Here is a 22633-nt window from a genome sequence, read left to right as displayed (position 1 = left end):
CCGTACGGTTCCCGGGCGCGGGTCCCCCGGCGTCGCTCAATGCGGCAGCATGACGGAGGTGGAAGGGAAAGGATCACCGCTGTGGCGTGACCGGAACTTCATGGTCTTCTGGGGATCGCAGACGCTGTCGGTGGCGGGCGACTCGTTCGCCCTGATCGCCGTCCCGCTGCTCGTGCTGCACGTGACCGGGTCGGTGGCGCGGATGGGGCTGCTGACCGGCCTCGCGAGCGCGGCGTCGGTGGCGGCGGGGGTCTTCGCCGGGATCCTCGCCGACCGGCTGGACCGCAGGCGGCTGCTGATCTGGTGCGACCTCGCCAGGATGGCGTTGTACGGGATCGTGCCCGTCGCCTGGGCGTTCGGGCCGAAGATCTGGCTGCTCTACGTGGTGCTGCCGGCCGCCGAGGCGATCGGCATGGTCTTCCAGGTCACGTACGTCACGGTGGTGCGCAACCTGGTCGAGCCGGGCCGGATCACCGAGGCGAACGGGCGGCTCGGCGCCACCTCCGCCGCGGCGGGGATCGGCGGGCCGCTGCTGGCCGGGGTGGTCGCGGGCTGGGCCGGGCCGACGGCCGCGATCGCGGTCAACGCGGCCAGTTTCGGGATCTCCGCGCTCGGCGTCCTGCTGATCAGGTTCGGGCGTCGGCCGTCACCGTCCTCGCCGGAGGCGTCGGGGGCGGGGGAGGCCGGCGAGGACCGGGAGCGCCAGGAGGCCCGGGGGCACTGGCGGGAGTTGCTCGCCGGGGCCCGTTTCCTTTGGCGGCAGCCGGTGCTGCGCGCCCTGACCGTGCTGCTGTCGTTCTTCATCTTCCTGACCCTCGGGCTGACCGACGTGCTGATCTACCACCTCAAGCACGACCTCGGCCGGCCGGACGGGGCCGTCGGAGCCGTGCTCGCGGTCGCCGCGCTCGGCACCGTCGCCGGTTCGCTCCTCGTCGGCCCCGTACGCCTCAGGCTGGGGTTCGGCGCGTCCTGGATCGGGGCGATCGCGGTCGCCGGGCTCGCCATCGTGGGGCTCGGCGCGTCCGGCGGTGTCGTGGGGGCCGCGGTGGCGGCCGCGGTCTACCTCGGCTGTGTCAGCGTGGCCGGGATCGCCTCGATGTCGCTGCGTCAGCAGGTCACCCCCGACCACCTGCTCGGCAGGGTCACCTCCGCCTTCTGGACCATCCACTTCTCGCTCGGGCCTGCGGGGGCGGCCGTGCTGACCTGGGGCGCGCAGCGCCACGGGGTGGCGGTGGTCTGCCTGCTGGCGGGGGCGGCCTGCCTGCTGATCGCGCTCGCCGCGTTCTTCACCCCGATCCGGCAGCCGAACCCCGAGCTGTCCGGCGCCGCGGGCTGACGTTCACCCCTCTCAGCCCCCGGCGCCGGAAGAGGTGCCGGAAGGGGCGCCGAACGCGGCGGTCAGGGCCGCGCGCAGGGCGTCACGCTCCTTCTCGTCGAGCCGGGGCGAGTCGGAGGCCCAGGCCACGTAGCAGTCGGGCCGCACGAGCAGCGCGGCAGGGGCGTCCCGGTCCGCCTTGCCGGTCACGAGGTCGACGCGGTCGCGCCACCCCTCCAGCGCTCCGTCCAGCGCGGCGGCCGGCGCGGCGTCCGGCGTCAGGTTCAGGAGCAGCGGGCGGGCCGCCCTGGTCAGCTCGGCCAGCCGTACCGGGCCGGTCTCCGTCTCCAGCGTGAGATCGGGGGCGGGCCGGCCGGCGAGAGGGTGGTCCCCACCGAGGTCGTACCTGATGTCGGCGCCGGACATCATGTCGGCGATGTGCTTGATGGTGCGCTCGTCCCGCAGCAACTCGGTGAACAGCACGCGCAGCGCGGTGACCTCCGGCCCGGGCGCGATCAGCGCCGACTGGGCCTGCGTGTGCATGACGACGCGCTCGGCGGCCGGCCGCCGCTCGGTCTCGTACGTGTCGAGCAGGCCGGGCGGCGCCCACCCGCGGATCTCGGCGGCGAGTTTCCAGCCCAGGTTGACCACGTCCTGGAGACCCAGATTGAGGCCGGGGCCGCCGATCGCGCTGTGCACGTGGGCGGCATCGCCGGCCAGCAGCACGCGGCGGTCCCGGAACCGCTCGGCCAGGCGGGTGTTGCCGCCGCTCAGGCGGCGCAGCAGGTGCGGGCCGTCCCCCTCGGGCGGGCCGAGCGGCAGGTCGGCGCCGAGCACCCGGCGTACGCTCTCCCGCAGTTCGTCGAGCGTCGGCGGCCGGTCGCCGCCGCCGTCCCGGTTCCACTCCGTGGTGTTCACGAGCGTTCCGGTGGGGAACGGCGCGTACACGAACAGGCCGTGATCGGTGCGGTGGTGCATGAACGGGGGGATCAGCCCGTAACCGGGTACGTTCAACCCGCCGGTGGCCGCGTCGACCAGCTCCGCGGGCACGGTGACGTGCGCGCCGATGGAGACCGAGCCGTCCCTGGTCACTCCGGGAAAGCCGATGCCGCACAGCTTGCGGACGCGGCTGTGTCCGCCGTCCGCGCCGACGAGGAACCGGGTACGCAGCGTGTAGGGGCCCTCGGGTCCGGCGATCTCCACGGTGACCCCGTCCTCGTCCTGGGCGAGCCCCGTCAGCTCGTGACCCCGGAGGATCTCCACGCCGAGTTCCCGGGCGCGCTCCTCCAGGACCTGCTCCACCCGGCGCTGTGGCACCGCCAGCCCGTACATCGGGTTGTCGTCGAGCCTGCTCAGCTCCAGGGGCAGCGCGCCGAAGACGAAGGCCGGGCTCGGCCGGGGCGGCTCGGCGCCGCCGCTGAGGCGCTCGTACAGGCCGCGCCGGTCGAGGGCCCGCACGACCTGGCCGACCAGCCCGTTGGCCCGGTTCTCCTTGGTGTTGTCCGGCAGGCGCTCCAGCACGATCGGCCGTACGCCGCCCAGGCTCAGCTCGCAGGCGAGCATCAGCCCGTTCGGCCCGGCTCCGGCGATCAGGACGTCGACGGTCATGGTGGTTCCTCCTGGTTTTCCGGGCATGACGAAGTTTTCGGGCATGGCGCATCGAGCCGACGGCATCGGTGGACGACGGTGCCCGCGGATCAGGGGATGGGGAACGGCCGGGCGGCGGGCCGGAGACACGGCACGTCACTCACCCCGAGTACGGCCGTTCCGGTGCTCCTGGAACTGGATCGGTGAGATCCGGCGGCCTGCGGATCTCCGGTGACGACTACGACGATCGGGGTTCGGGCAGGCCGGCGGCGAGCAGGCCGAGTGCGTCCTCGACGAGTGATCTGACAGGCACGGGCGGGTCGGCCCGCAACCACTGGTCCATCGCCACCCTGATCGCGGCCCCCGCCGCGCCCGCCACCAGGCGTGGGTAGAGGTCGTGGGCGATGTCGGTGCCGGTCCGCTCGGCGATCGCGGCGGCCAGTTCCTCCTCGGCGACGGCACTGGCCTTGAGCATCTCGCCCTGCAGCGAGGGTTCGCCGATCATGAGCCGGATGCCGGCCTGCCACTGCTGGTCCGGCCGCCGGTCGTCGTAGTCCGCACCCATCGCGAGCTGGGTGATCACGGCGCTCGTGATGGCCTCCCACAGGGGCTCCGACACCGGACGGCGGCGCAGCTCCTGCGCGATCAGGCGGGCGCGGTCGAGGTGCCTGGCGGCGATCGCCTCGCCCTTGCTGGAGAAGTAGTTGTTGAAGGTCCGCGGCGCCACCCCCGCGGCCGCCGCGATGTCCTCCACGCGAACGTTCTCCAGCCCGCGCTCCGCGACAAGCTTGATCGCCGCCCAGCTCAGCGCGATGCGCGTCTCCTGCTTCTTGCGCTCGCGCAGCCCCGGGCGCCCGTCATCCCCGCTCACACGGACCACCATACAACTAATTGCGCGCTACGCAAAGATGCGTAGCGCGCAAGTTTGCGGAATATGCAATTTTCGGGCGAGTGGCGCGGGCGTGTCAGTCGCGGGCGCCGGCCAGGCGGACGAACTCCTCCAGGGAGAACCGGCCGTCGGCGTCCACGTCGGCGTCCCGGTCCAGCGCGGCGATCGCCTCCGGCGGCAGGCCGGGGAAGTAGGAGAGCAGCTCCGCCTCGGTGATGAAGCCGTCGCCGTCGCGGTCGATCGCGTCGAATTCACGCTTCAGGGTCTCGAACCGCTCGTGACTGAGCTCGTGAGTCACAGTGACCTGCCTTTGCCGTGAGTTGGCTGGAACTCCAGACAACCTATGCGGTGGCCTGCCAAAGATCGACGGCCGGTTCCCCTGCCGGGCCCGGGGACGCCGTCCCGGAGAGGCGTGACGCGCCGGGCGAGCGGCGCAGGCGCTGTTCGCGAGGGTCAGGGGCACATAATGAAAGGCGATGGACACGGAGAGTGACCGGCGCGTCGACCGGGGGGCCCGCGGGATGATCGACGTCAGCGTCGTCGTCCCGGCGTACAACTGCCGGGCGTCCCTCGACCGCTGCCTCACCTCGCTGCTGGTCCAGCGGGTCGCGAAGGAGATCGTCGTCGTGGACGGCGGGTCCCGCGACGGGACCCGCGAGCTGCTCGACCTCTACGCCGCCTGTCACCCGCGAGTGATCACCGTGATCCACGACCGGCACCCCTGCACTCCGGGCGCCGCCCGCAACAGAGGGCTCGCCCGCGCGGCCGGGCGGTACGTCTTCTTCTGCGACGCCGGGGACCGTCTCGCGCCGGACGCGCTGACGCCGTTGGTCGCCGCGGCCGACCGGAACGGCTCGGACGTCGTCGTCGGAAGGGTCTCCGGCGCTCGCGACGGGCTGCGGGACAGCGCCGACCGGGCCTCCTTAGCCGCGGTCTACGACGACCTGACGTGCTTCAAGCTCTTCCGCCGCGCCTTCCTGGAACGGCACGCCCTCCGCTTCGACGAGACGCAGCGGACCGGCGAGGACATGGCCTTCACCGTGCACGCCTACTGTCACGCCCGGGTCGTCTCCGTGGTGGCGGACCACGACTGCTACCACGCCGAGGCCACCGGAGCGGAGGGCGCGGGAACCGGAGGCGCCGAGGCGGGGTGCGTGGCCGACCCCCTGACCCGGCTGCGCCTGGTCCGCACGCCCATCGAGGTGATGGCGCGGCACGTGCCGCCCGGCGCGCTGCGCGACCGGCTGCTCCTGCGGCATCTGCGCCGTGACGTGCTGGCCCTGCTGGGAGCGCCGTTCCTGGACGACGACGAGGCGGACCGCGAGAAGATCGCCGTCGAGGTGGCCGACATCTGCGGCCAGTGGCTGACGCCCGGTGTGCGGGCCGCCCTCGACGACATGGACGTCGCCAGGCTCGCCGCGCTCGACGACACCGCCCGTCTCGTACGGCTCGCGCGGGTCGAGGCCGCGCCGCTGCGCCACCGCCTGACCGATGTCTCCTGGCGCGGCGATCATCTGCTGGTCGGCGGACATGCCTGCCTGGCCGGACCACCCGCCACCACCAACGCCCCCGCCCCCGATGCTCCCGCCGCCGCACCGGACGTGGGCGGCTTGGGCGGGGTGGTGGGGCTGGTGCTGCGTGAGCGCCTCTCCCGGGAGGAGCGGGCGCTTCCCGCGCTCCACGCCACCGGCTTCTTCACCGTCCTGATCGACGTGGCCGCGTTGCCGCCGGGCGTGTGGGACGTCCACGTGTTCGTCGAGTGCGAGGGCGTGCGCAGGCCGGCCCGGTTCGGCTCCAGCCGCGGCCCGGGGGCCGGCGTCCCGGGCCCCCGTCTGGTGAACGGCGTCGCCGTGGTGCCCTTCCTCACCCGGTCGCACGGCCACCTGTCGATCGACGCCGGAGGGCACGCGGCCGGCGTCCCGGCCGCCGCACGGCTGACCCGGGCCCGCAGGCGGGCCCGGCGGCTGCTGGTCGAGGGGCACGTGCGGGTCGGCGAGGAGCCCGCCGCTCCGGCCGTACGGCACCTGGTGTGGCGTGAGCGGGGGCCGGGACGGGAGTACCGGGAGCGAGCGGTGGCCGTCTCGTCGGAGGGGTTCGCGGCCGAGACGGACGTTCCACCGCCCGGCACCTGGGACGCCTACCTCGAACTCGACCTCGGCGGGCCGCCGGTGCGCCTCCCGGTCAAGGTGGAGGCCGCGATGGACGCGCCCGCCCGGACGATGCGGTGGTGGCGTGGCCCCCTGCGGTGGACGGCCAGGCCGTACGCGACGGCGGTCAACCGGCGGCTCAGCCTGTCGGTACGCGTGGACACCCCGCTGACCCTGGTCAAGCGGGCGATCCGGACCGTGCGCCGGCGCTAATTGCGAATTATTTGCAACTACAACCCCGTGCTCTAAAGTGGATTTGAGAACTGCCCGTTTCAGAGGGGTTTGATCGTGCACGTACCCGATGGGTTTTTCGACGTTCCCGTGTCCGTCGGCGCCGGGGTCTTCGCGGCTGCCGGCGTGGCCGTGTGCCTGCGAGGCGCCCGCCGGGAGCTCGACGACCGCACCGCTCCCATGGCGGGCCTGGTGGCCGCGTTCGTCTTCGCGGCGCAGATGCTCAACTTCCCCGTCGCCGCGGGCACCAGCGGTCACCTGCTCGGCGGGGCGCTGGCCGCGATACTCGTCGGGCCGTACACCGCCGTGCTGTGCGTCGCGGTCGTGCTGCTCGTCCAGGGGTTCTTCTTCGCGGACGGCGGGCTGACCGCCCTCGGCGTCAACATCACGCTCATGGCGATCGTCACCTCGGTCGTCGGCTGGGCGGTGTTCCGGCTGGTCACCCGGACCGGCCCGCGCCGGCGCGGCACGCTGGTGGCCGCGTCGTTCCTCGCCGCGCTGGTCTCGGTGCCCGCCGCGGCGCTCGTCTTCACGGTTCTGTTCTGGCTCGGCGGCACCGCGCCGATCGACCTGGGCGCGGTGGCCGCCGCGATGGGCGGCGTACACCTGCTCATCGGGCTGGGGGAGGGCCTCATCACCGCGCTCACCGTGAGCAGCGTGCTGGCCGTACGGCCCGACCTCGTCTACGGCGCGCGCGGGACGGCCGGGCCGCTGGTGCTGCGTACGGCCGATGGGGAGGTCGAGGTCGGCGGGCGGCCCGCCGAGACGCCCTCGGCGGGGATCGGGCTGCGTCCGGTCCTGGCGGGCGGCGCGATCGTGGCCGTGCTGCTGGCCGGCGTTGTGTCGTTCTACGCCTCCAGCGCCCCCGACGGGCTGGAGAAGGTGGCGTCCGACAAGGGGCTGAGCGCGCAGGAGAAGCCGCACGCGGCGGGGGACGCCCCGCTGGCCGGATACTCCGTGAGGGGCCTGAGTGACCAGCGGCTCTCCGGCGGGCTGGCCGGGGTCGCGGGCGTCGCGCTGACCGTGGCGGCCGGAGGCGGGGTCTTCTACGCCGTCCGGCGACGCAGGCGCCCGACCGGCGGGGTGTCGCCCGCGGGCGCTCCGTGAGCCCTTTCCGAGTGTCCCGTGAGCTCTTCCACGCCTCGTGAGCACCCGCGTGCGCCTCTCCGCGAGCCCTGCCGCCCCTCACGCGCGGCGGGCGGCGGCGGGTCGGCCATGATGGCGGTGTGAGTGCGAAGTGACGAGCGAAGTGATGGACGCGAAGTGACGGTGGCGAAGTGACGGGCGCCGGATGAGCGCCGGGCACCATCATCCGATCTACCGGCCCGCCGACACGCCCGTCCACCGGCTGCCGCCCCAGTGCAAGCTGGTGGCGGTCGTCGCGTTCGCGGTGTGCGTGGTCGCCACGCCGCGCGAGCGTTTCTGGGCGTTCGCCGTCCACGCGCTGCTGCTGGCCGCGGTCGCGGTGGTCGCGCGGGTGCCCGCGGGGGCGATCGCGCGGCGGATGGTGATCGAGGTGCCGTTCGTGCTGTTCGCCCTGGCGATCCCGGTGATCGGCACCGGTGAACGGGTCCAGGTGCTCGGGGTGTCGCTCAGCCTCCCCGGCCTGTGGGCCGCCTGGAACATCCTGGCCAAGGCGACGCTGGGCGTGGTCGCCTCGATCCTGCTCGCGGCCACGACCGAGCCCCGGATGACGCTGCTCGGCGCCGAACGGCTGCGGCTGCCCCGGCTGCTCGTGCAGATCGCGACGTTCATGCTGCGCTACCTCGACGTGATCCTCGACCAGATGCGGCGCATGCGGGTCGCCCGCGAGTCGCGCGGATTCGTCGCCCGGGACCTGCGGCAGGCCCCGGTGCTGGCGAAGTCGGCCGGCGCCCTGTTCATCCGGGCGTACGAGCGGGGGGAGCGGGTCCACCTCGCGATGCTGAGCCGGGGCTACACCGGCGAGATGCCGACGATTAGGGATATATCGGCGTCTGGGCGAGACTGGGGGACGGCGGCTATCCTTCCCTGCCTCGCCGCGGCGACGGCCCTACTGGCGTGGAGCACCACATGACCTCCGGCAGCCCCTCGCTCGTGGTGAGCAGGCTCGCGTACGCCTATCCCGACGGGACGCAGGCGCTGTACGGCGTGGACCTGACGATCCGGCGGGGGGAGCGGGTGGCCCTCCTCGGCCCGAACGGCGCGGGCAAGACCACGCTGGTCATGCACCTCAACGGCATCCTCACCGCCGGGCACGGCACGGTGGAGGTGGGCGGCCTTCCGGTGCGGGCCGACACGCTGCGGGAGATCCGCCGCCGCGTCGGGCTGGTGTTCCAGGATCCCGACGACCAGCTCTTCATGCCGACCGTCCGCGAGGACGTCGCGTTCGGGCCGGCCAACCTCGGCCTGCGCGGCGCCGAACTCGACCGCCGCGTCCGTGACGCCCTGGAGCGGGTCGGCATGCTCGACGCGCTCGACCGGCCGCCGCACCACCTGTCCTTCGGCCAGCGGCGCAGGGTGGCCGTGGCGACCGTGCTGGCGATGGAGCCGGAGATCCTCGTGCTCGACGAGCCCTCCTCCAACCTCGACCCCGCCTCGCGCCGCGAGCTCGCCGAGATCCTCAGAAGCCTGGACGTGACCGTGCTGATGGTCACCCACGACCTGCCGTACGCGCTGGAGCTGTGCGAGCGGTCGCTCGTCATGTCCGATGGGGTGATCGCCGCGGACGGGCCGACACACACGCTCCTCGCCGACGGGCGGCTGCTCGCCGACCATCGGCTCGAACTGCCGTACGGCTTCGCCGTGCCCGCTCACCCCGGGTGATGAATAAGTAAAGTGGGCGCAGCGGAGGAGGTCACACGTTGAAGCTGCGGCTCGCGCGCCAATCGCTCTCCAACGCCGTCGTGGTGGCCGTAGAGGGTGAGCTCGACCTGTTCACGGCGCCGTTCCTGCGCGACGAGGTGCGTGACGCCATAACGAACGACAACCCGACCCTCGTGCTCGACCTCGGCGAGCTGTCGTTCATGGACTCCAGCGGCCTGAGCGTGCTGATCGAGGCCTGGCGGCTGGCCACGAGCGAGGGCGGCGGGGTGAGCCTCGCCTCCCCGCAGCCGCCGGTCGCCCGCATCCTGCGCACGACCGGGCTGGACCGGCGGATCAAGGTCTATCCGGACGTCGATACCGCGATTTTGCGCCACCCCGAGTAGAACTTCATTCGGTTGTCGCGTTAGGGTCCGGCTATGGATCTGAACGGAGCAGCAGCAATCATCTCGGGCGGCGCCAGCGGCCTCGGCGAGGCGACCGCCCGCGAGCTGGCCCGTGTCGGCGCGACCGTGGTCGTGGCCGACCTGAACGCGGAGCGCGGCAAGGCGCTGGCCGACGAGATCGGCGGCGTGTTCGCCCACACCGACGTGGCGGACGAGGCGTCGGTGCAGGCCGCGGTGGAGACGGCGGTCGCCACCGGGAAGCCGTTGCGCGCCGTGGTCAGCAGCGCGGGCATCGGCTGGGCCCAGCGCACCGTCGGGCGGGACGGCTCTCCGCACGACCTGGCGTCCTACCGCAAGGTGATCGACGTCAACCTGATCGGCACGTTCAACCTCATGCGCATCGGCGCGGCGGCCATGGCCAGGACCGAGCCGGCGGACGAGGACGGCGCCCGCGGCGTCGTGGTCAACACCGCGTCGGTGGCCGGCATCGAGGGCCAGACGGGCCAGGTCGCCTACTCCGCGTCCAAGGGCGGGATCATCGGCATGACCCTGCCCGCCGCCCGCGACCTCGCCGTGGTCGGCGTCCGCGTGCTGACGATCGCGCCGGGCATCATCGACACCCCCATCTACGGCAAGATCGGCGACCAGGACGCCGAGGCGTTCAAGGCCAAGCTGATCGGGCCGGTGGCGTTCCCGAAGCGGCTGGGCAAGGCGTCCGAGTTCGCCCACCTGGTCCGCACGCTGATCGAGAACGACTACATGAACGGCGAGGTCATCCGCTTCGACGGCGGCATCCGCTTCCAGCCCAAGTGACAGGTGAGGTCAGGTTGTCCGAGGTTGACTCCGGGCCGGCCACCGCGCCGGACGAGGTGCTCGTAGAGATCGTCGACGGCGGGGTGGCCGTCGTCACCATCAACCGGCCGAGGGTCAGGAACGCCGTGAACGGCGCGGTGGCGCGCGGCATCGCGGCCGCCCTCGACGAGCTCGACGCCAGCCCCGAGGTGTCGGTGATCGTCCTGACCGGGGCCGGTGGCACGTTCTCGGCGGGCATGGACCTGAAGGGGTTCCTCACCGGCGACATGCCCACGGTCGAGGGCCGGGGCTTCGCCGGCATCACCGAGGCGCCGCCGAAGAAGCCGATCATCGCGGCCGTCGAGGGGTACGCGCTGGCCGGCGGGTTCGAGCTGGCGCTCGCCTGCGACATCGTCGTCGCGTCCGAAGACGCCAAGTTCGGCCTGCCGGAGCCCAGGCGCGGGCTCGTGGCAGCCGCGGGCGGGATCATGCGGCTGCCGCGCCGGATTCCGTACCACGTCGCGATGGAGATCGCGCTGACCGGCGAGCACTACCCGGCCGCCCGGCTGTACGAGCTGGGGCTGGTCAACCGGGTCACCTACCCGGGCGAGGCCCTGCACGGCGCGCTCGAACTGGCCCGCACGATCGCCGCGAACGCGCCGCTGGCCCTCGCCGCGACCAAGCGGGTCGTCGTCGAGTCGGCCGACTGGTCCAGGGAGGAGATGTTCCGGAAGCAGGGCGAGATCATCGGCCCGGTCTTCACGTCCGGCGACGCGATGGAGGGCGCGGCGGCCTTCGCGGAGAAGCGCTCTCCCGTCTGGAAGGGCGAATAGCCGCCGACAGGCATGATCGGGGTGGTTCCGGGCAGTCCGCTCGTCCATGGGCGTGACTGCGTACGGTGAATCCATGAGTGTATCCGAGCCCGGGCTGCCCCCGTCCGGCCGGTCGATGCGGGAGCGCGCGTCCGAGCTGCTCACCGGCGCCCTCGGCAGCGCGATCCTGATGATCGTGCTCGTGTCGGCGATGTGGGCGATCGAGATCCTCGACTACGTCGAGAACAACAGACTCGACAGGTACGGCATCGTCGCCCACGAACCGGACGGGCTGCCCGGGATCTTCTTCGCCCCGTTCCTGCACGCGGGCTTCGCCCACCTGATGGCCAACTCCGTGCCGCTGCTGATCCTGGGGTTCGTGGCGGCCATCCGGGGCATCGGCCGGTTCCTCGCCGCGAGCCTGATCGTCATCCTGGTCAGCGGCATGGGCGTCTGGCTCACCAGCCCGCCCGACACGCTCACGATCGGCGCGAGCGGCCTCGTCTTCGGCTACTTCGGCTTCGTCGTGGCCCGGGGCCTGTTCGACCGCCGGGCTCTCGACATCGTCCTCGGCGTCGTGGTCGCCGTGTTGTACTACTCGATCCTGTGGGGGGCTCTGCCCACCCAGCCGGGCGTCTCCTGGCAGGGCCACCTGTTCGGCCTCATCGGCGGCGTGATCGCCGCCTGGCTGCTCCGCCGCCGCCGGGCCTACTGAGGCGCGAGCTCAGGACCCGGGCGGCGGCCGCCGGGAGAACCGTCAGAGGCGCTCGACCACGTAGTCGACGCAGACCGTCAGCGCCTCGACGTCGGCCGGGTCGACGGCCGGGAACATCGCGATACGCAGCTGGTTGCGGCCGAGCTTGCGGTACGGCTCGGTGTCCACGATGCCGTTGGCCCGCAGCACCTTCGCCACCGCCGCCGCGTCCACGGAGTCGTCGAAGTCGATCGTGCCGACGACGTTGGAGCGCTGCGCCGGGTCGGCCACGAACGGCGAGGTGTACGACGTCTTGTCGGCCCAGGTGTACAGGCGCGAGGCGGAGTCGGCCGAGCGGGCGGTGGTCCAGCCGAGGCCACCCTGGCCGTTCATCCAGTCGAGCTGGTCGGCCAGCAGGAACAGCGTGGCGACCGCCGGCGTGTTGTAGGTCTGGTCCTTGACCGAGTTGTCGATCGCGGTCGGCAGGCTGAAGAACTCGGGGACGAACCGGCCGCTCTCGGCGATCTCCGTCACCCGGGCCAGCGCCTTGGGCGAGAACAGCGCGATCCACAGGCCGCCGTCGGAGGCGAAGCTCTTCTGCGGCGCGAAGTAGTAGACGTCGAAGTCCTCGGCGGCGACCGGCAGGCCGCCCGCGCCGCTGGTGGCGTCCACGAGGACGAGCGACCCGTCGTCGCCCACGCGCTTGATGGGCATGGCGACGCCGGTGGAGGTCTCGTTGTGGGTGAGCGCGTAGACGTCCACGCCCTCCTCGGTGACCGGCAGCGGGTGGGTGCCCGGCTCCGACTTGATCACCGAGGGGTCGGCGAGCCAGGGGGCCTTCTTCGCGACCGTCGCGAACTTCGAGGAGAACTCACCGAAGTTCAGGTGCTGCGACTTCTCCCGGATCAGCCCGAAGGAGGCGATGTCCCAGAACGCCGTGGTGCCGCCGTTGCCGAGCACGACCTCGTACCCCTCGGGGAGGGAGAACAGGTCGGTGAGCCCGGCGCGGACGCGGGCGACGAGGTTCTTGACGGGCTTCTGCCGGTGGGACGTGCCCATCACCTTCGCGCCTTCGCCGGCGAGGGCGGCGAGCTGCTCGGGGCGTACCTTCGAGGGCCCGCAGCCGAAACGGCCGTCGGCGGGCTTGATGTCAGCGGGAATCACGATGTCAGCCACGGTTCAAGCGTAGTGAGACCTGCGAATGCTCTAGACCATGGTCCGGATTATGAGACACCTCACGACCTCGGCAGCGGACCGTCGCTTGAGGCAACGGGGGCATGCCGTCCTTGGCCGGGCTTGTCTTTTGGTCCCCCGCGGGCCCTTTCCTGTCTTCTCATCTTCCAGGCATTGGATGCCCAGTGCTGTGATACTGGTCGTGTGACTCGTCGAGTGCCTACCTCCCCCGGCATTCCGCTGTACTGCACCGCGGTACGGGCGCGCTCGTAGGGCGAGCGGCCGTGCGTAGGTCTTTCACGTTCCTGCTGCGCCCGACCCGCCATCAGCGCATTGCGCTCGCCGCGTGCCTGGAGGATCACCGGCAGCTCTACAACGCGGCGCTTGAGCACCGTCGTACGGCCTATCGGATGGCGGGGGTGAGTGTCGGGTACGGCGACCAGTCGGGGGAGCTGAAGCACATTCGCGCCGACGACCCTGATGGGCAGGGCCGGTGGTCGTTCTCCTCTCAGCAGGCCACTCTGCGCCGATTGGAAAGGGCGTTCGCGGCGTTCTTCCGCCGTGTCAAAGCCGGTGACAAGCCCGGCTTCCCGCGGTTCAAGGGCCGCGGGTGGTTCGGCACGGTGGAGTGGCCCAAGGACGGCGACGGCTGCCGGTGGGACTCCCAGCCTGAGCACCCGACGGCGACCTACGTCCGCTTGCAGGGCGTCGGCCACGTCCGCGTCCACCGGCACCGGCCCGTGCGCGGGCGGGTGAAGACGATCGCGGTGAAGCGGGAAGGTGACCGCTGGTACGTGGTCGTGGCGTGCGACGAGGTCCCCCCAGGACCTCTGCCGGCGACCGACGCGGCCGTGGGCCTGGATATGGGTGTGGCGTCCCTGGTCACCACCTCGGACGGGGAGCATCTGGCCAACCCGCGTCATCTGGCCGCGTCCGCTGACAAGCTGGCCGCCGCTCAGCGGGACCTCGCCCGTAAAAAGCGCGGCTCCCATCGCCGTCGTAAGACTGTGGCCAGGGTTTCCGCCCAGCATGCGAAGGTCCGCCGTCAGCGGCTGGACGGCGCGCACAAGGTTGCGCTCGGGCTGGTAGGAGCCTACGGCGTGATCGTGCATGAGGACCTGCCGATCGTGAACATGACCCGGTCGGCGTCCGGCACGATCGAGGCCCCAGGCCGGAACGTCGCCGCCGAAGCCGGGCTCAACCGCAGCATCCTGGACGCGGGTTGGGGGGTGTTCCTGCGTGTGCTCGCGCACAAGGCTGAAAGCGCCGGTCGCGAGCTGATCGCGGTGAACCCCGCCGACACCTCCCGCACGTGCGCCCGCTGCGGGCACGTCGCCAAGGAGAACCGCCACACCCAAGCCAAATTCGCCTGTACGGCCTGCGGGCATACCGCGCACGCCGACGTGAACGCGGCAACCAACATCCTCAGGGCAGGGCTTGCCCTTCGCGACGCCGTACAAGCGGCTTAGCGAGAAGCCGCTCCCTTCGGGGAGCGGAGGAGTCACGGTCGAGTTTCAAGCGCGCACCACCCCGAAAACGGACTCCGCCTCCCGGGAGACATCCACGTGGCCGACGTGCACGGCGTCATCGAGAAACTCGTCCGCAGGCCATTTTTCTGGCTGCCGGACCAGCCGCTTCCCCTGGTGTTCGTCGTCGAGCGGGACGGCGACGCGTTCGAGGCCGCGCGCCGTCTCGCCGCGCCGTTCGAGGACTGCCTCCCGTACGCGTCGGTGGCGGCCGGCCGGTACGGCACGCTGCACGAACTCGTGGACGCGCTGGCCGGGGAGCAGGGGCAGCTCGGCCGGCCGGTGGGCGGCTCGTTCCTGCCGCCGCCGCGCTTCTCGCTGGTGCAGTTCGTGCTGTGGGCGCGCAGGCAGCGCGGCCTGCCGCCGGAGCCGGACCGCGGCGGAACGCCGCTCCCGCGCTGGCCCGACCCGCAGTCGCGGGGGAGCCTGGAGGAGTTCAAGGAGCGGCTCAAGCTCTGGCGGGGCGGCAGGCACGGCGGGCACCAGGGCCGCAGGACGGCGGCCGACTTCTTCGGGCGCGCGGCGACGACCTGGCTGCCGGTGGGCACCCTGGCCGCGGTGCTGCTGAGCACCCAGGTGGCCGGCGACCACGCGCCCTGGTGGCTGGACAGCGCGCCGGACCTGGTCGGCGTGCTCCCGTGGGCGCTCGGCCTGCTCGTCTTCGCGGCCGGCACGGTCGTCCAGGGGCTGCTGTCGGTCCGTGGATCGTTCTTCAACGGCTGGTTCCGGCGGCAGCCGTACCTGACCAGGAAGCCGTTCGAGCGGCTGTCGCAGTACGCGCTGCGGGTGGCGAGCGCGAGCGACGAGGACGCCGACCGGTTGCTGGTGCACGCGTTGTGCCAGGACCTCCACCAGGCGTACCAGAAGTGGATCATTCCGTGGCCGAGCTGGGGCCGCGGCCTGTACGGCCTGCTGGTCCTGGACGCCACCCTGCCGGGGTGCGCCAACGAGCGGTTCCTGCGCGTCCTGGAGGAGACCACCGAGGAGACCGGTCTACTGCCGCCGATGCTGGTGCTGGCCGCGGTGCCGGAGTCGAAGGCGGCGGAGGCGAGGGCGGTCACGGGAGGCCGCCTGACGGAGTTGCCGGCGCTGGCCGACGCCTGGCGGGCCCGGGTGCGGCGGCAGGTGCCGCCCCTGCGCCTGCTGGCCGCCACGTCCGGCCCGGCGCCCGACGACGACCACCGGCCGCGGCTGCTGCCCAGCCGGATGCGGGCGATCGGGTACTGGTGCGTGATCGCGCTGCTCGTCGTCGGTCCGGTGACCCTGGCCTGGAGCATCTACCAGGACCAGAAGGCGCGCTGTGGCGGCCTGTCCTGGGCCGAGCTGGTCGGCGACGAGTGCGTCGGCGTCGTCAACGCGGACGGCCGGGCCCCCGAAGACGTCTTCGGCAGGAACATCGGCGCCGTCGTGAAGCGGATCGACGAGAACAACGCCGCCGCCCGGAACGTCGGAGCGTACGTGAACGTGGTCCTGTTCGGGGAGTACTCGATCAGGAGCCCGCGGCCGGACGGCGAGCCCGCCGAGCCCGGCGAGGACGCGCCGGAGGAGGACAGCAGGGTGTCCGGGGCGCTCGCGGAGCTGAAAGCCGTGGAGCAGTACCAGCGCACCGTCCGGAACGTTCCCCGCCTCCAGGTCCTGATCGCCAACGCCGGGACGGACTTCCGCCAGGGGCGCCGGGCCGCCCGGCTGGTCAGCAGGCTGGCGGCCGAGGACCCGCACACGCTCGGCGTCATCGGCTTCCCGCGCAGTGTCAAGGGCGTCGAAGAGGCGATCAGCGTGCTGCATCAGGCCAAGATCCCGATGCTCTCCACCACCGCGACCGCGGACGACCTGGGGTACGTGCCCGACGTCACCGGTGCCGGCGAGATCGGGACGGCGCCCAGGCGGCCGTCCCCCTACTACTTCCGCATCGGCCCGACGAACTGGCGTGAGGCGCAGCTCGTCGCCCGGTTCATCCGCCGGACGCTGCTGCCCGGGAAGTCCTCGCCCACCGCGGTGATCGTCCAGGACCGGTCACCCGGAGACAGCTACACCAACAACCTCGCCCGCGACTACAAGGAGGCGGCCGGCGACCAGGGGATCGAGATCTCCGAGCGCGACGAGGTCTACTACACCGTGGACGGCGGCGGGATCGCCGAGGCGACGTCGGTCGCCTGCGGGCGCCATCCCGACGTGATCCTGTACGCGGGCCGGGCCACCGAGTTCCTCGGCTTCGTCGACGCCGTCGAGAAGTGCAGCGACGGCCAGGTCAAGGTGATCGCGGGGGACGACGTGATCAAGGTGGTCACCGACCACGGCAAGGAGATCGGCGACTACGGGCGCGTGCAGGTGTACTACGCCGCGCTCGCGAGCCGGGAACTGTGGCGGGATCCGTCGCGGGACCACGGCACGCAGCCGACCGGGTTCATCCAGGCCCTCTTCGGCCGGACCTCGACCGAGTCGGAGGACAACCTCATCCTGGGCTACGACGCGGTCGAACTCTTCTACGACTCGGCCAACCGGGCGTACCAGGGCAGGAGGCTGCCCAGCAGGGGAGACCTCCTCTACCGGCTCGCGCTCGTCTCGGGGCGGCTCGCCAGGAACGGTTCGAGCGGAGTGATCGACTTCGGCGGCCGGGAGGCCCACGACCCCGTGGACAAGACCATCGCGATCATGCGGGTGCAGGCCGGTGGCGGAGTGAAGGTGGCGGTCCGCTGCGGGCGCCTCAGCCTGCGGGAGTCCGCGCCGCCCGGCGGAGTCTGCGACCACCTCCCCGACGTGTACGGCGAGGACGGCGAGCCCCGCCGCTGAGCCCTGACGCTGAGCTGAGCGGGCGCGGGGGACGGCCGAGGGTCCGCGGCCCTCTCGGAAAGCCGCGGGCCCTCGGCAGCCCCTCGGGCGGCTCAGACCCTGCCGACGACCTCGCCGGCGCCGGGCACGTCGTTGATCGAGCGCTGCTTCGGGCCCACGTAGTTCGCGCTGGGGCGGACCAGCCTGCCCGTGCGCTTCTGCTCCAGGACGTGGGCGGCCCAGCCGGCGGTACGGGCGCAGGTGAACATCGAGGTGAACATGTGCGACGGCACCTCGGCGAAGTCGAGGACGACCGCGGCCCAGTACTCCACGTTGGTGGCGAGAACCCGGTCCGGCTTGCGGGCGTGCAGCTCCTCCAGCGCGGCGGTCTCCAGCGCGGCGGCGACCTCGTAGCGCGGGGCGCCCAGTTCCTTCGCCGTACGGCGCAGGACGCGGGCACGCGGGTCCTCGGCCCGGTAGACCCGGTGGCCGAAGCCCATCAGGCGGTTGCCCTTGTCCAGCTCGCTCTGGACGTACTTGCGGGCGTCGCCCATCTGCTCGACGCCCTCGATCATGTGCAGCACCCGCGCCGGGGCACCGCCGTGCAGCGGGCCGGACATCGCGCCGACCGCGCCCGACAGGGCGGCGGCGACGTCGGCGCCGGTGGAGGCGATCACGCGGGCGGTGAACGTCGAGGCGTTCATGCCGTGCTCCGCGGCGGACGTCCAGTACGCGTCGATGGCCTTGACGTGCTTGGGATCGGGCTCACCGCGCCAGCGGACCATGAAACGTTCAACGATGCTCTCGGCCTCGTCCACGCGCTTCTGCGGGACCATCGGCAGCCCCAGGCCGCGGGCCGACTGCGCGACGAACGACAGAGCCGTGACCGAGGCGCGTGCGAGATCGTCGCGGGCCTGGTCGTCGTCGATGTCGAGCAGCGGGCGGAAGCCGTACGCGGGCGCCAGCATGGCCAGCGCGCTCTGTACGTCTACTCGGATGTCGCCGGAATGGACGGGAACGGGGTACGGCTCCGCCGGGGGCAGACCCGGCTGGAACTTGTCGTCGACGAGCAGGCCCCAGACGTTCCCGAAGGAGACGTTGCCCACGAGTTCTTCGATGTCGACGCCCCGGTATCGCAGGGCGCCCCCTTCTTTGTCCGGTTCCGCGATCTCGGTCTCGAACGCCACCACGCCTTCGAGCCCGGGTTTGAAGTCGGACATTCTCGGCCGCCTCCCTCTCTTGTGAAGTCCAGAGCCTTGATGTCGAGATACCGGCGGGTCAATTTAACCCGCAGTGTGACGCTGTCGTGTCGCCGCCCCTCCCCCACGCCGTTCCCCCTGTTGGGGGCCACCGGGTGAGAAGTGCGCCGGGCGCGCGACAATACCTTTCCGTGGACAGCGCTTCGCACCTGCCCGGGCTCCGGCACAGCTACGAGGGTGAGCCCCTGCTCGAAACCGGCATGGCCGACGACCCGGTGACGCAGTTCGCGCTGTGGTTCGCGGACGCCGTCGCCGCGGGCCTGCCCGAACCGAACGCCATGGTCGTCGCCACCAGTTCCGCCGGTGGCCGTCCCTCCGCCCGCACCGTCCTCCTCAAGGGGTTCGACGAACGCGGGTTCGTCTTCTTCACCAACTACGAGTCTCGCAAGGGCCGCGACCTCGCCGAGAACCCGCGGGCCTGTCTGTTGTTCCCCTGGCATCCGATCCGGCGGCAGGTCCGCGTGGAGGGCCCGGTCACCCGGATCTCGCGCGAGGACAGCGCGGCCTACTTCCACTCCCGGCCGTACGGTTCGCGCATCGGCGCGTGGGCCTCCCGTCAGTCCGCCGTGGTGGAGTCGCGTGAACGGCTCGACGCCCGCTACCGGGAGCTGGCCGAGCGCTGGCCCGAGGACCCGCCGATGCCGGACTTCTGGGGCGGCTTCCGGGTGGCGCCCGCGGAGGTCGAGTTCTGGCAGGGTCAGACCGATCGCATGCACGACCGGCTCCGATACCGGCTGGCCCGCGGCTCCTGGGTCATGGAGCGCCTGGCCCCATGACCCCGGAGGCGGCGTACACCGCCTCGCGGTCGATGCCCGCCTCCTCCAGGGCCCGGTCCAGCACGCGGCCCGCGGGCCCGACGAACGGCGCGCCCTCGTGGTCCTCCTGGTCGCCCGGCTGCTCGCCGACCAGCATGAACCGTGCGTCGGGGACGCCCTCGCCGAAGACCGTCCGGGTGGCGTCGCGGTAGAGGTCGCAGCCCTCGCAGTGGCGCGCGGCCTCCCTGAGGGCGGGCAGACTGACCTCGTCAGGAAGGAATCGCTGGGCTCCGATGTTTCCCATCCTGGGTCGCTTCCCCAATAGGGTCGGCTGCGAACGCGGGGGAGGTCGTAGCATCGTTGTAGTAGTGGAGGAGCCTTGACCGCACATGGCCTGATCGACACGACGGAGATGTATCTCCGCACGATCTTCGAACTCGAAGAAGAAGGCATCGTGCCGCTCCGGGCCCGGATCGCCGAACGCCTGCAGCAGAGCGGCCCGACGGTCAGCCAGACGGTGGCGCGGATGGAACGCGACGGCCTGGTCAAGGTGCAGGGGGACAGACACCTCAGCATGACCGATCTTGGCCGTACGCTCGCGATCCGCGTGATGCGCAAGCACCGCCTGGCGGAGTGCCTGCTCACCCAGGTGATCGGCATGCCCTGGGAAGAGGTCCACATCGAGGCGTGCCGGTGGGAGCACGTGATGTCGGAGTCGGTGGAGACCCGGCTCGTCGGCCTGCTGCAGAACCCCCGGTTCTGCCCTCACGGCAATCCGATCCCCGGTCTCGACGAGCTGGGGGTGCCGCAGCCCGGTTCGGGCGGGGATGAGATGGTGTCTCCCATGGTGACCCTCGCGGGTCCGAGCGCCGTGCCCGTCGTCGTGCGGCGAATCAGCGAACAAGTGCAAAGCGACCCGGCTGTGATGCTTAAACTCAAGCAAGTTGGGATACAACCCGGACGCGAGGTGACGCTCGCGGCGAGCGACAACGGTGTACGGGTGACAGGTGATGGTGAGGTGGGTAGCACGACCGCGGACCTTCCGCGCGATGTGGCCTCTCACGTTTTCGTCACCAGACGATGACGGAAAGAGTTGTGCCTGGTTGAATCCCGTAGGGAGTCCTTCATTTCTCGCGACCCAGCCTTCGCAGGAGCGCCCGTGCCCGGCATAGCGAACCCGCCTCGTCAAGGGATGGTCGTGGCATGAGGCGCTGGGGAGACTTGTCACAGGACGCGGACGACCGCCTCACCGCCGGTTCCGTGCTGGACCACGCGGAGATGGCCGTGGTCGTGACCGACCGGTTCAGCAACGTCCTCTACTGGAACCCCTTCGCCGAGCGGTTGTTCGGCCGGGTGGGCGCGAATCCGGGCCGGGAGTCGCTGCGTACCCTCGGCATCTCCGACCACGACCACCCGCTCGCGGCCGACCTCGCCAAGCAGGTGCTGCGGGGCGGGGTGTGGGAGGGCACCTTCGACGTGGTCCGCGGCGACGGCACACTGATCTACGTACGCGCCCAGGCCGTGCCGCTGCGGCATCCCTCCGGCTCGATCACGGGCATCGTGATCACCGCGCGCGAGGCGATGCGCAGCAACGAGCGCGAGAAGGACCGCTTCGGCCTGCTGGAGCGCATCGGTGAACGGCTGGCCGGCTCCCTCTACGTCGAGGAGACGCTCAACCGGGTCGCGGAGTCGCTCGTCCCGCAGTTCGCCGACCACTGCTTCATCGAACTGGCCGAGGGCGACCGCCTGGTCCGCAAGGTCTCCACCCACGTGAGCGGCTGGACGCCGCCGCCGGGCTCCTGGCCGCCGGTGGGCGCGGAGATCGCCTACCCCCTCGGGCACTACGCCGACACCGCCCTGCGCCGCCAGGAGACGATCCTGGTCGAGGACTTCTCCCAGGTCAGCTATCCGGCGCCGAGCGAGGGCGAGGCCCGCCTGTTCGCCGAGATCGGGGTGACCTCCGCCATCGTCGCCCCCCTGTGCGTGCGCGGCGAGACGCTCGGGCTGATGTACCTGCTCCTGTCCAACCTCACGAACCGGCACTCGCCCCACTACGACACCTTCGACCGCGACTTCGTCGGCGCCATCGCCACCCGCGTCGCGCTCGCCGTCGACAACGCGCTGCTGTTCGAGGAGGAACGGCACACCGCCGAGTCGTTCCAGAAGCACCTGCTTCCGCGTGTGCTGCCGTCGTTCGACGGGCTGGAGATCGCCCACCGCTACTTCCCCGCCGCCCCGCTCGCCACCCACGGCCAGGGCATCCAGACCCAGGTGGGCGGCGACTGGTACGACGTGATCCCGCTGTCGGCGGGCCGGGTCGGCATCGTGATCGGCGACGTCGAGGGCCGGGGAGCCAAGGCCGCGGCGGTCATGGGCCAGCTCAGGGCCGCGCTGCGGGCCTTCGCCCAGGACGACAAGCCGCCCGCCGACATCCTCGCCCGGCTGGACGAGTGGACCCGCGTGGTCGCCTCGCCGGAGCACGACGACTTCGGCGCCGACATCACCAACCCGCCGATCGTCACCTGCCAGTACATGGTGTACGACGCCTGGTCGAGGCAGCTGTGGTTCGCCAACGCCGGGCACGCGCCACCGCTGCTGCTCGTGGACGGCGAGGTCAGGGACCTGGAGATCACCGAGGTCGGCCAGCCGCTCGGGGTGCGGGCCAAGGGCATGCACGCCGACCTGGTCTACAAGGAGGAGACCAGGATCCTGCCGGCCGGGGCGACCCTGCTGCTCTACACCGACGGCCTGGTCGACCGCAGGCCGCCGCGCGACGCGGCCGCGGGTGTGTACGACGACGAGACGTTGACGGTCCTCCGCGAGAAGCTGGCCAAGTCCTCGGGGGAGTCCGTCGAGCGCATCGCCGACCTCGCCACCGGCGCGGTCCCCGGCGAGATCGACGACGACATGGCCATTCTCGTCGTCCGCGCGGCCGGCACCGAACTGCAGTCGCAGGAGCGGACGTTCCCGGCGCAACCGATCATGGTGAGCGAGGCCCGGCGCATGGCGTCCGAGGCGTTCGAGGCGTGGCAGGTGCCCGAGGAACGCGCGGAGCTGGCCTGCCTGCTGGTCTCCGAGGTCGTGACCAACGTGGTCCTGCACGCCGCGAGCGCGGGCGTGCCACGCCGCGAGCTGGTGCTCGACGGCCCGCCGCTGCCGTTCGACGAGTCGTGGGACGTGCCGGGCTTCGAGGAGGAGATGGCCGGCGACAAGGAGTTCACCCTCCGGCTGCGCCGGGGCGGGGAGTCCGTCTGGGTGGAGGTTTTCGACCAGGACCTGCGCCTGCCGCGCATCCGCAGCGCGGGGGAGAACGACGAGGGCGGCCGCGGCCTCTACCTCGTGGACCAGCTCGCGCGGCGCTGGGGTTCCCGTCCGACCCGGGAGGGCAAGGCGGTCTGGTTCGAGATCCCCATCGGCGGCCGGTGACCGATCCTCGTCGGCGGCCGGTCGCCCTCCGCGCTCGGCGCGCGCCGGCGCGGAAAGACGCGCATACTGA

General features: G+C 71.8%; 20 protein-coding genes. 14 read left to right on the top strand and 6 right to left on the bottom strand.

Annotation, left to right across the window (positions count from 1 at the left end):
* Positions 1–58: 58 nt before the first annotated feature.
* Positions 59–1336, top strand: a complete 1278-nt coding sequence (locus HHX33_RS08760; RefSeq protein ID WP_220501622.1) for an MFS transporter — start codon at positions 59–61, stop codon at positions 1334–1336.
* A 12-nt stretch (positions 1337–1348) separates the two neighbouring features.
* Here HHX33_RS08760 and HHX33_RS08755 read toward each other — a convergent pair whose 3' ends face one another.
* From HHX33_RS08755 to HHX33_RS08745, 3 genes are all read right to left on the bottom strand, one after another.
* Positions 1349–2923 (bottom strand): FAD-dependent monooxygenase, encoded by a 1575-nt coding sequence (locus HHX33_RS08755; RefSeq protein WP_182874116.1) that lies wholly within the window; start codon positions 2921–2923, stop codon positions 1349–1351.
* 217 nt (positions 2924–3140) lie between these two features.
* Positions 3141–3773: a TetR family transcriptional regulator gene (locus HHX33_RS08750; RefSeq protein WP_310741271.1), complete on the bottom strand. Its 633-nt coding sequence runs from the start codon at positions 3771–3773 to the stop codon at positions 3141–3143.
* Between the two features lie 94 nt (positions 3774–3867).
* A complete protein-coding gene (locus HHX33_RS08745) occupies positions 3868–4089 on the bottom strand; it encodes an EF-hand domain-containing protein (protein ID WP_111699959.1) in 222 nt (73 codons plus the stop codon).
* Between the two features lie 178 nt (positions 4090–4267).
* Here HHX33_RS08745 and HHX33_RS08740 point away from each other — a divergent pair, with 178 nt between their 5' ends.
* The 8 genes from HHX33_RS08740 to HHX33_RS08705 all read left to right on the top strand — a co-directional run bounded on the left by HHX33_RS08740 (position 4268) and on the right by HHX33_RS08705 (position 11676).
* Positions 4268–6151, top strand: a complete 1884-nt coding sequence (locus HHX33_RS08740) for a glycosyltransferase family 2 protein (protein WP_182874114.1) — start codon at positions 4268–4270, stop codon at positions 6149–6151.
* A gap of 75 nt (positions 6152–6226) precedes the next feature.
* Entirely contained in the window at positions 6227–7276 is a 1050-nt protein-coding gene (locus tag HHX33_RS08735) for an energy-coupling factor ABC transporter permease (protein ID WP_182874113.1), read from the top strand.
* Between the two features lie 184 nt (positions 7277–7460).
* Positions 7461–8225 carry a cobalt ECF transporter T component CbiQ gene (cbiQ, locus tag HHX33_RS08730; protein ID WP_111699957.1) on the top strand — a complete coding sequence of 255 codons (765 nt, stop codon included), beginning with the start codon at positions 7461–7463 and terminating at the stop codon, positions 8223–8225.
* Positions 8222–8974 (top strand): energy-coupling factor ABC transporter ATP-binding protein, encoded by a 753-nt coding sequence (locus HHX33_RS08725; protein WP_111699956.1) that lies wholly within the window; start codon positions 8222–8224, stop codon positions 8972–8974. The genes cbiQ and HHX33_RS08725 overlap by 4 nt, the downstream gene beginning before the upstream one ends.
* A 38-nt stretch (positions 8975–9012) precedes the next feature.
* Entirely contained in the window at positions 9013–9357 is a 345-nt protein-coding gene (locus HHX33_RS08720; protein ID WP_111699955.1) for an STAS domain-containing protein, read from the top strand.
* 33 nt (positions 9358–9390) lie between these two features.
* On the top strand, positions 9391–10170 hold the full coding sequence (locus HHX33_RS08715; protein WP_111699954.1) for an SDR family NAD(P)-dependent oxidoreductase: 780 nt from the start codon (positions 9391–9393) through the stop codon (positions 10168–10170).
* A gap of 14 nt (positions 10171–10184) precedes the next feature.
* Positions 10185–10982 (top strand): crotonase/enoyl-CoA hydratase family protein, encoded by a 798-nt coding sequence (locus HHX33_RS08710; RefSeq protein ID WP_220501619.1) that lies wholly within the window; start codon positions 10185–10187, stop codon positions 10980–10982.
* Between the two features lie 73 nt (positions 10983–11055).
* The gene (locus tag HHX33_RS08705; RefSeq protein ID WP_220501618.1) at positions 11056–11676 is read left to right on the top strand and encodes a rhomboid family intramembrane serine protease; all 621 of its coding nucleotides are present in this window, start codon (positions 11056–11058) and stop codon (positions 11674–11676) included.
* A gap of 42 nt (positions 11677–11718) precedes the next feature.
* On the opposite strand, the gene serC is transcribed toward HHX33_RS08705, so the two are convergent.
* The gene (gene serC / locus HHX33_RS08700; RefSeq protein ID WP_182874112.1) at positions 11719–12831 is read right to left on the bottom strand and encodes a phosphoserine transaminase; all 1113 of its coding nucleotides are present in this window, start codon (positions 12829–12831) and stop codon (positions 11719–11721) included.
* A gap of 281 nt (positions 12832–13112) precedes the next feature.
* On the opposite strand from serC, the gene HHX33_RS08695 reads away from it, so the two are divergent.
* A complete protein-coding gene (locus tag HHX33_RS08695) occupies positions 13113–14297 on the top strand; it encodes an RNA-guided endonuclease InsQ/TnpB family protein (RefSeq protein WP_182874111.1) in 1185 nt (394 codons plus the stop codon).
* 96 nt (positions 14298–14393) lie between these two features.
* A complete protein-coding gene (locus HHX33_RS08690) occupies positions 14394–17144 on the top strand; it encodes an ABC transporter substrate-binding protein (protein WP_182874110.1) in 2751 nt (916 codons plus the stop codon).
* Between the two features lie 92 nt (positions 17145–17236).
* Here HHX33_RS08690 and HHX33_RS08685 read toward each other — a convergent pair whose 3' ends face one another.
* A complete protein-coding gene (locus HHX33_RS08685) occupies positions 17237–18343 on the bottom strand; it encodes a citrate synthase 2 (protein ID WP_111699949.1) in 1107 nt (368 codons plus the stop codon).
* 170 nt (positions 18344–18513) lie between these two features.
* Between HHX33_RS08685 and pdxH the strand changes: the two genes are divergently transcribed.
* Positions 18514–19158: a pyridoxamine 5'-phosphate oxidase gene (gene pdxH / locus HHX33_RS08680; protein WP_111699948.1), complete on the top strand. Its 645-nt coding sequence runs from the start codon at positions 18514–18516 to the stop codon at positions 19156–19158.
* Here the strand turns inward: pdxH and HHX33_RS08675 are convergent.
* Entirely contained in the window at positions 19136–19441 is a 306-nt protein-coding gene (locus HHX33_RS08675) for a uracil-DNA glycosylase family protein (RefSeq protein ID WP_182874109.1), read from the bottom strand. The genes pdxH and HHX33_RS08675 overlap by 23 nt on opposite strands.
* 75 nt (positions 19442–19516) lie before the next feature.
* On the opposite strand from HHX33_RS08675, the gene HHX33_RS08670 reads away from it, so the two are divergent.
* Together HHX33_RS08670 and HHX33_RS08665 are read left to right on the top strand one after the other, a co-directional pair.
* Positions 19517–20221 carry a metal-dependent transcriptional regulator gene (locus tag HHX33_RS08670; protein ID WP_111699946.1) on the top strand — a complete coding sequence of 235 codons (705 nt, stop codon included), beginning with the start codon at positions 19517–19519 and terminating at the stop codon, positions 20219–20221.
* A 119-nt stretch (positions 20222–20340) separates the two neighbouring features.
* Positions 20341–22563 (top strand): SpoIIE family protein phosphatase, encoded by a 2223-nt coding sequence (locus HHX33_RS08665; protein ID WP_111699945.1) that lies wholly within the window; start codon positions 20341–20343, stop codon positions 22561–22563.
* Positions 22564–22633 lie beyond the last annotated feature (70 nt).

Origin of the sequence: Microbispora sp. H10670 (assembly GCF_014161385.1) — a bacterium.
Lineage (GTDB): Bacteria > Actinomycetota > Actinomycetes > Streptosporangiales > Streptosporangiaceae > Microbispora > Microbispora triticiradicis.
The sequence above is the reverse complement of the archived record's forward strand: the minus strand, read 5'-3'. Positions and strand labels throughout refer to the sequence as shown.